At 71.6% G+C, this 7,816-nt stretch carries 9 protein-coding genes; 2 read left to right on the top strand and 7 right to left on the bottom strand.

All coding sequences use genetic code 11. The annotated features are described in order from the left end of the window. Positions 1 to 937: AfsR/SARP family transcriptional regulator (locus EJK15_RS33810; protein WP_138714548.1), on the bottom strand; the 937-nt coding region annotated here is incomplete at its 3' end. Between the two features lie 343 nt (positions 938 to 1,280). Here EJK15_RS33810 and EJK15_RS33805 point away from each other — a divergent pair. Then, positions 1,281 to 2,096: an AfsR/SARP family transcriptional regulator gene (locus EJK15_RS33805; protein WP_138714547.1), complete on the top strand. Its 816-nt coding sequence runs from the start codon at positions 1,281 to 1,283 to the stop codon at positions 2,094 to 2,096. A 97-nt stretch (positions 2,097 to 2,193) separates the two neighbouring features. On the opposite strand, the gene EJK15_RS33800 is transcribed toward EJK15_RS33805, so the two are convergent. From EJK15_RS33800 to EJK15_RS33780, 5 genes are read right to left on the bottom strand one after another with little or no spacing between them, the layout of a single operon-like run. Continuing rightward, on the bottom strand, positions 2,194 to 4,089 hold the full coding sequence (locus EJK15_RS33800) for an ABC transporter ATP-binding protein (RefSeq protein ID WP_138714546.1): 1,896 nt from the start codon (positions 4,087 to 4,089) through the stop codon (positions 2,194 to 2,196). A gap of 8 nt (positions 4,090 to 4,097) precedes the next feature. Further along, a complete protein-coding gene (locus EJK15_RS33795; RefSeq protein ID WP_138714545.1) occupies positions 4,098 to 4,646 on the bottom strand; it encodes a TlpA family protein disulfide reductase in 549 nt (182 codons plus the stop codon). 14 nt (positions 4,647 to 4,660) lie between these two features. Further along, the gene (locus EJK15_RS33790; RefSeq protein ID WP_138714544.1) at positions 4,661 to 5,176 is read right to left on the bottom strand and encodes a MauE/DoxX family redox-associated membrane protein; all 516 of its coding nucleotides are present in this window, start codon (positions 5,174 to 5,176) and stop codon (positions 4,661 to 4,663) included. A 32-nt stretch (positions 5,177 to 5,208) separates the two neighbouring features. After that, a complete protein-coding gene (gene lepB / locus EJK15_RS33785) occupies positions 5,209 to 5,652 on the bottom strand; it encodes a signal peptidase I (protein ID WP_206061248.1) in 444 nt (147 codons plus the stop codon). A gap of 11 nt (positions 5,653 to 5,663) precedes the next feature. Then, positions 5,664 to 5,843 (bottom strand): hypothetical protein, encoded by a 180-nt coding sequence (locus EJK15_RS33780; RefSeq protein WP_138714543.1) that lies wholly within the window; start codon positions 5,841 to 5,843, stop codon positions 5,664 to 5,666. A gap of 164 nt (positions 5,844 to 6,007) precedes the next feature. Between EJK15_RS33780 and rarD the strand changes: the two genes are divergently transcribed. Beyond that, entirely contained in the window at positions 6,008 to 6,973 is a 966-nt protein-coding gene (gene rarD, locus EJK15_RS33775; protein WP_138714542.1) for an EamA family transporter RarD, read from the top strand. Here rarD and EJK15_RS33770 read toward each other — a convergent pair. Further along, complete coding sequence (locus tag EJK15_RS33770; RefSeq protein ID WP_138714541.1) at positions 6,864 to 7,733, bottom strand: hypothetical protein; 870 nt, start codon at positions 7,731 to 7,733, stop codon at positions 6,864 to 6,866. The two genes, rarD and EJK15_RS33770, sit on opposite strands and share 110 nt — an antisense overlap. Between the last annotated feature and the right edge of the window lie 83 nt (positions 7,734 to 7,816).

Genomic DNA, 7,816 nt, shown 5'->3' with positions numbered 1-7,816 from the left:
GGGACGCATCCGCTGTGTATAAGAGACAGGGGCTGGGGTGACGGGTCGTGGCTTCGATGGCGAGTCGGGTCTTGCCCGTGCCGCCCGGGCCGACGATCGTCACGAGGCGGGCGCCGCTCAGCTCGTCGATGCGTGCCAGTTCGGCTTCCCGTCCCACGAAGCTGGTCAGCTGGGCCGGCGGGGAGACTCGGGTGACGCGTTCGCGGTGCCGCTCGCCGCGCAGGAGCTCCAGGTGGAGGGCCGCCAGCTCGGGCGACGGGTCGGCGCCGAGTTCGTCGGCGAGCAGTCGCCGGGTGTCGTCGAAGACCGTGAGCGCCTCCGCCTGCCGGCCGGCCCCGTGCAGCGCCCGCATCAGCAGCCCCCGCGCCCGCTCGCGCAGCGGGTGGGCGGCGACCAGCTCCCGGAGCGCGGCCACCGGGGTGGCGTGGGGAAGGGCCAGCTCGGCCTCCAGCAGGTCCTCCACCGCCGACAACCGCAGCTCCTCCAGCCGCTGCGCCTGCGCGCCCGCGAACGGCGCATCGGCCAGGTCGGCGAACGCCGGTCCGCGCCACAGGTCGAGGGCATCCTTGAGCACGGCGGCCGCGCCCGCGGAATGGCCGCCGGCGAGCAGCCGCCGCCCCTCGCGGGTGAGCCGCTCGAACCGGTGCGCGTCCACGTCCTCCCGATCGACCGCCAGCCGGTAGCCCGTCCCGTGGAACTCGATCAGCTGAGCAGGCAGGTTGCGCCTGAGCCGGGAAACTTGCGCCTGGATGGCGTTGGCGGCGCCGGCCGGCGGACGGTCGCCGTACTGGCCGTCGATGAGGCGTTCGACACTGACCATCCGCCCCGCGTCGAGCAGCAGCAGCGCGAGCAGGGCACGCGGCCGGGGCCCGCCGACCGCGATCGGGCTTCCGCCGGAGGACCGCACCACCAACGGGCCCAGGATGCCGAACTGCACGGTCTCGATTGTCCCCCACGCCGGGAACCGGGCGGCTTTGACACCGGGGCTTCGGGCGGGCGCAAGCGAGCGCCCGTCCCGCTGTCAGCGCCGCCTACGGGGTGTCCTTCCGGGGAGGGGAAGCGCGGCGTCATGCTGGGCCGCCCTCTTCGGCGCCGTCAACGCGCGGTGTGCCGTCAGCCGCCATGACCTGGGGGAACGTGTGAAAGTTTCATGCGAAGCCGTGCGGTCCGGCCGCTCTGGACATGGTGACCTCACCGGTAGTGGGAGCCCATTGACACATGATCGACATATACATACCGTGTCGTGGGAGCGCTCCCAAAACCGCGTGCGGGAGGAATGAATGGGTCTTCGATTCGGCATCCTCGGACCGGTACGGCTCTGGCGTGATGACGCTGTCGTCCCGCTGGGGACGACGAAACAGCGGTTGCTCCTCACCTGCCTCCTGCTGGAGCCGAACCGCACGGTCTCCCGCGACCGCCTGTTCAGCGCCTTATGGGAGGACAGCCCGCCCAAGTCGGCGCTGGCCAACGTACGCAGCTACGCGAACCTGCTGCGCAAGGACCTGGACGGCCGCCTGCGGGCACACCCGCGCGGCTACCTCCTCACCGCCGAGCCCGGCGAGCTGGACGTCGCCGAGTTCAACGAGCGGGTACGGCAGGGGCGCGCCGCGATGGCGGGCGACCGTTATGAGGAAGCGCTGGGATACCTGACCGCGGCGCTCGCGCTGTGGCGGGGAGCCGCGGCCGAGGACCTGCCCAGGACCGTCGGGGTGGCCGCCCAGCTCGAGGCCCTGGAGGAGCAGCGCTACCTGGCGGTCGAGGAGTGCGCGCGGGCCAGGCTGGCGCTCGGCAGGCACAGCGAGATCATCGGCGGCCTTCGAGAGACGCTGGCGCTGCGGCCCACCAGAGAGCGCCTGTGGGGGCACCTCATGGTGGCGTTGTACCGCACCGGGGACGTGGCGGGCGCGCTGACGGTGTACGCCGAGGCGCGGCGGGCGCTCGACCGCGAGCTCGGCATCGCCCCCGGGCCGGAGCTGGCCGAGCTGCACCACCTCATGCTGAACCGGGATCCGCGATTGAGCGGCCCCGCACTGGGCTGGCACGGCCGCCGCCCCCGCTGCCACCGCCGCCGGCTTCGCTTCACCGGCCGCCGATGACCGCCGCCTCCCTTCACCCGCCCCTGTGGCCACCAAGCCATCCCTTCTCCCGCCGCCGACGGCCCCGCGCCACGGGTGTCGCCGGGCTTTCCTGTGATCAGGCGTCGGCGGGCTGGTAACCCTGGGCCTGCAGGTTGAAGAGCTTCCTGTAGACGCCGTCCAGCATGATCAGCTCTTCGTGCGTCCCCTGCTCGGCCACCTGCCCGGCGTCGAGCACCACGAGCATGTCCGCCTCCCGCACCGCTCCCAGCCGATGCGAGATCAGCAGGCTGGTACGCCCCGCCCGATACTCGCGCAGCCGGTTGTGGATCTCGTGCTCGGCCTCGGCGTCCAGCCCGGAGCTCGGCTCGTCGAGGATCAGCAGATCCCGCTCCGCACGCAGCATCGCCCGGGCCAGCGCCAGCCGCTGCCACTGCCCGCCCGACAACACCACCCCGGCCTCGGGATCGAGTCCGAAGAACATCCGGGTCAGCAGCGTGTCGTAGCCGCGCGGCAGGGCGCTGACCGCGTCGTGGACCCCTGACTTCCGCGCCGCGGCCTCGATCCGGCCGGCGGAGGCGGTCAGCCTCTCGCGGCCCGCCACGTCGCCGATCGCGATGTTCTCGGTGGCGGTCAGGTCGTACTCCATGTAGTCCTGGAACACCGCGCCGATACGGCCGCGCAGCTCGGCCGGGTCCAGGTCGCGCAGGTCGACGCCGTCCCACAGGATCGACCCCCGGTCCGGGTCGTAGAACCTGCACAGCAGCTTGACGAGCGTGCTCTTGCCCGCGCCGTTCTTGCCCACCAGGGCGACCGCGGAGCCCTGCGGGATCGTGAGGCTGACGCCGCGCAGCGACCAGGGATGGTCGGCGGAGTAGCGGAACCACACGTCGCGGAGCTCGATGCCGTGCCGCAGCACGGGCGGCGGCACCGGCCGCGCGGGCACGGGCAGGTCGGGCTCGGCGCCGGTCACGGTCAGGTAGTAGGCGAAGTTGAGCAGTTGCTGGTGCGCCATCGTCACCTCGCTGACCAGCGCGGCCAGCGCCGACTGCACGCCGACGATCGAGGTGGCGAGCAGTGCGATGTCACCCGCGGAGAGCCGGCCTTCCATGGCGGCGAACAGCGCCCAGATCAGCCCGGCTCCGGAGATCACACCGGACAGCAGCCCGAGCCCGCCCTCGACGCCGAGCTCCCGGCGGTCGAGGCGGCGGCGTTCGGAGTCGGCCGCGACCCGCTCGGCGTTCATCCTGGACCGGAAATACCGGCCGGCGCCGAACAGGCGCAACTCCTTGGCGGCGCGCACGCTGGTCAAGAGCTGGCGGTAGAACAGCTCGCGCCGCTCCATCGGCCCGATCCGCCACATCATGGACGCGCGCTGGCGAGACAGGCGCAGCTCGGCGGCCAGCGCGGGCAGCGCCGCCACCAGGACCGCGCCGGCCAGCAGCGGGCTGACGACCAGCAGCGAGCCGAGAAACCCCAGCACCGTGACGAACCCGCGGCAGATCGCCAGCGCCCCGGAGACCACCGCGCTCGGGGTGGCGCCGCCTGACGTGTGGGCCAGGCTCATCCGGTCCAGGAACGCGGGGTCCTCGAACTTGGCCAGGCCGGTCAGGCGCTCCACGCCGGCGAAGAGCCGGTCCTGGGCCAGGCGCCCGGTGCGGCGCTGGAGCTCCTGGCGCAGGTAGCTGGAGACGTGCGGGAACGTGACCGCCGCCACGCCCGCCACCGCCAGCCCCGCTCCCACCACCACCAGCGCGGACGGGCCGGACGTCCGGTGCGCGATCACGTCCAGCGCCGTCTTGGTCAGCCAGGCGGTGGCCACGGGCACGGCCGCTTCGAACAGGGTCAGGACCGCGTACGCGAACACGTGCCACCGGCCCGCCTGCCAGGCCATTCCGAGCGCGCGGGCGAGAGCCGCCGGGCTCGCCTTCATCCGTACGTCCCCGGCTCCGGCCGGCTCCGGTGGCCCGGCCACAGCCGGTGCGGTGGTCTCGGGGAAGGTGGGCTTCGACATCACGGCGGCTATACCCGGGTGAGCGAAAAGACCTGGGTCAACCGCAGCCCGCTGGCCATGATCCGGCCGCCGCCGCCGCCCACCAGCGCGAAGACAGGGAACGCCTGCACCTCCAGCGCCGACGTGACCGGCCCGCCCATGTCCTCGACCACCACCCGTGCCACCGGCTCCAGCTCCGCCCGCAGCGGCCCCGCCTCTCCCTTCTGATCGACGATCACGGCGAGGACCTGCTCAGGACCTCCGGGGAAGCGCTCGGCCGCGGCGAGGAAGTCCGGCATCGCCTTGTGGCAGGCGTCGCAGCCAGGAGAGAAGACGCCCACCAGGACCGGCTGCGTGATCAGGTCCCGGGAGACGGTGGATCCGTCGGTGGCCACGGTGTCGTACGGCGGCGCGACCGCGCCCTCGGGCAGGATCGCCTGCCGCCCGTGCCCGTCGTCGGAGCGGGTGGCGAGGGCCTCGGAATGCTTGCGCAGCCGCCGGATCACGCCGACGGTCAGCGCCAGGTTCAGCAGGCAGAGCACGCTCAGCAGAGTGACGAGCGTGACGACATAGGGCATGGCTGACCTCCAGGTCAGGCAGTCGGGCTGAACAGGTCGATCAGGTCGTCGCCGAGGGCCACGACGATGGCGGCGACCGCTCCGGCGGCGACGGCGGTCAGCATGGCCGCCACGTCGCCGGTCACGGGCGCGTACGTGAGGAGTCCCAGGGCGGACACGGCCATGAGGACGAGATTGCGTGCCACATGGCCGTGGCCGAGCGGGCGGTCGGAGGCGCCGAAGCACGCGCAGGGGGCGCGCTCGGCCCGCCGCAGCGCGGCCACGATCGCACAGGTGAACGCCGCCAGCAGGCCCAGGGCCAGCGCGAACCCCGCCTGTACGGTGCGGGGCACGGCGACGAGCGCCGCGATCGCGAGCTCGGTGACCACCACGGCCGCCGCCGCCACGCGGACGGGGGGCCACGGCGGCGCGAGCCTGCGGGTCGCGGCCAGGAAATCGGCGTACGCGCTGCTGCCGCGCAGCTTGCTCGCCGCCGACACGAGGAACAGCAGGGCCACCAGAGTGCGGCAGCCCAGGGCGACGTACTCCACGGAGCTCTCCTCCCACTACGACGGACGGCCGGTCAGGAGATGCGGCGGTGTGCGACTCCCAGCAGGGTGCCCGCGTCGATGAGCCCGCACTGCCGGGAGTCGAAGCTGGCCGACGGGTTGTCACCCAGGACGACCAGCCGGTCCGGCGCCACCCGGCGCTCCGGCACCACAGCCTGGACCGACTCCGGGACCGGGTCACCGGGCAGCGCCACCACACGCTTGACCATCCAGCGCCGCTCGGGCGGTGGCGGCTCGCCGATGCCCAGCCAGTCGGGCGTCTCGAACACGACGACGTCTCCGACGGAGATCCGGGCCAGCCGCATCCGCCTGACCAGGAGCCGGTCGCCCGCGTGGAAGGTCGGCTCCATGCTGAGGCCGGACACCACGACGACGGCGAGCCGCCGCCGCAGGACCACAAGGACCAGCAGGAGTCCGGCGACCGCGAGGAGACCGGCCGTCCACGCGAACATGGTCATCTATGCGGCCGTCAGCAGCAGTTGCAGTGCCAGGGACCGCACGACTCGCCGGTACCGCAAGAGGCACCCCAGGTGCAGCACTTGCGGACCAGGCAGGTGGTGCCCTCGTACCAGCACGGGCACGCCGCCTGCGCCGAGTGCTCCGGGACTACCTTGGCCAGCAGCCAGTCGCTCAACTTTCCGATTCTCACGCGAACCGCCTCTCTTGGCGTTTTGGGGATCATCGGAAACGTTAGAAATGGGCCTGACAATTCACATACCAGGCGGGTACGTGCCGCATACATTTCCTCCACCGGCTGATCGTCCGGGAGAGCGCGGCGGGCGGCCTCCCGGGGTGAGCGCGTACTGTTGACGGATGTCCGTTGCACGCCAAGGTGTCCTGCTCGGCGTGGCGGCGTACCTGATCTGGGGGTTGTCGGCGCTCTACTGGCCGTTGGTCGAGCCCACGGGCGCGGTCGAGATCCTGGCGCTGCGCGTGCTCTGGTCGCCGGTCGCGGTCGGGATCCTGGTGCTCGCGCTGGGCCGCCGCCGCCAGGTGGCGGCGATCGTGCGCCGGCCGCGCGACCTGGCGCTGCTCTCCCTCGCCGGCGTCCTGACGTCCGTCAACTGGGCGTTGTTCATCTGGGCCACGATGAACGGCCACGTCGTCGACGCCTCGCTCGGCTACTTCATCACCCCGCTGGTCAGCGTCATGCTCGGGGTGGCGCTCCTGGGAGAGCGGCTGCGGGCCGGGCAATGGGCGGCGATCGGGCTGGGCGCCGTCGCCGTGGCCGTTCTCACGGTCGCGTACGGCGGGTTTCCCTGGATCGCGCTCACCCTGGCCGCCACCTTCGGCGCGTACGGTCTGATCAAGAAGCGGGTCGGCGCCGGGGCCGTCGAAGGGCTGATGGTGGAGACGGCCGTGCTGTTTCCCTTCGCCGCGGTCTACACGGTCGTGATCCAGGCGTCCGGCCAGGCCACGTTCGGGCACGTGTCCGTGGCCAACACCCTCCTCGGCATCGGCTCCGGGTTCGTCATGATGGCGCCGATGCTGCTGTTCAGCGCGGCGACCACGAGGATCCCGCTCAGCCTGGTCGGCATGCTGCAGTTCATCGAGCCGGTCGTGCAGTTCCTGGTCGGGGTCCTGGTGTTCGGTGAGGTCATGCCGGCGGCCAGGTGGGCGGCGTTCGCGCTGCTGTGGGTCTCGCTCGCCGTGCTGACCGCCGAAGGGCTCAGGAGGAGACGGAGTCCGGCGTCCGCGGCTCGTCCAGCTCCACGGCGCTCCTCTCGATCATCTCGAACTGTGTCATCAGCCGTTCGAGATCCGGAGGCGAGACCGTGAACGTGTCGTAGACGGCCTCACCCGCGGCGGTGTAGCTGAGCTCGTGGCCGCACGAGCCGTCCCAGACTGCGCTGATCACCCGCATCGCGGCGGGGAGCCGGTCGACGTGTACCCGGCGCACCTGGACCCCGGCGGCGACCTGCTCGCGCGCCAGTTCGTCGAGCTCGTCGGTCCACTCGCGGTAGATGAACACCCTGCGGATCTTCACGCGCCGCTTCATCGCCTCGAGCTGTGCCTGCCAGTATTGCCTGCCGACCGGCTCGCGCCACCAGGTGAGATCCACCGAGGGCACGCTGGTGGCGCACATGGTGTGTTTCGTCTGGTCGATCAGGCGCTGGAACACCGCGTTGTCGCCGTAGGGCGTGCGGAAGTGGCCCCGCTCCAGGTCGGCGAGAGTGCGCAGGCACTCCTCGAACGCCGCCCGGCACGCGTCGACGGCCGGGGTGCCGGGATATTCGCGCTCCACGTGCTTGGCCGCACGGAGCATGGGGACCATGAGGTCGGGGAGCCATGGGATCTTCTCGATGGTGGAGACCAGCTGGCCCACGGTGGTCTCGTGATCGATCCTGCGCTTCTCCCTGAGCAGGGTCTGCACCTGTAACGTGATGACGCCGCCGATGAGACCGGCAACGAGTGCCAATCCCTGGGCGGTGTCCTCACGGACGTAGAAGATCACGCCGAGCAGGACCGACAGACCGGTGCCGATGATCAGGACGGGATCCAGCACGAGCGGCGGAGACTTTTTCGCAGGTCCCTTCATGGAGCCTCCTGAGGGCCGGGGGGATGATCAATATACCGGCATCGCTCCCTTTGCGTCACCGCCTCTCACGGAGTGTGCATGGA

Source organism: Nonomuraea basaltis (genome assembly GCF_005893125.1).
Taxonomy (GTDB): domain Bacteria; phylum Actinomycetota; class Actinomycetes; order Streptosporangiales; family Streptosporangiaceae; genus Nonomuraea; species Nonomuraea basaltis.
Note: the sequence above shows the minus strand (reverse complement) of the source record. Positions and strands in the feature narration are given on the sequence as shown.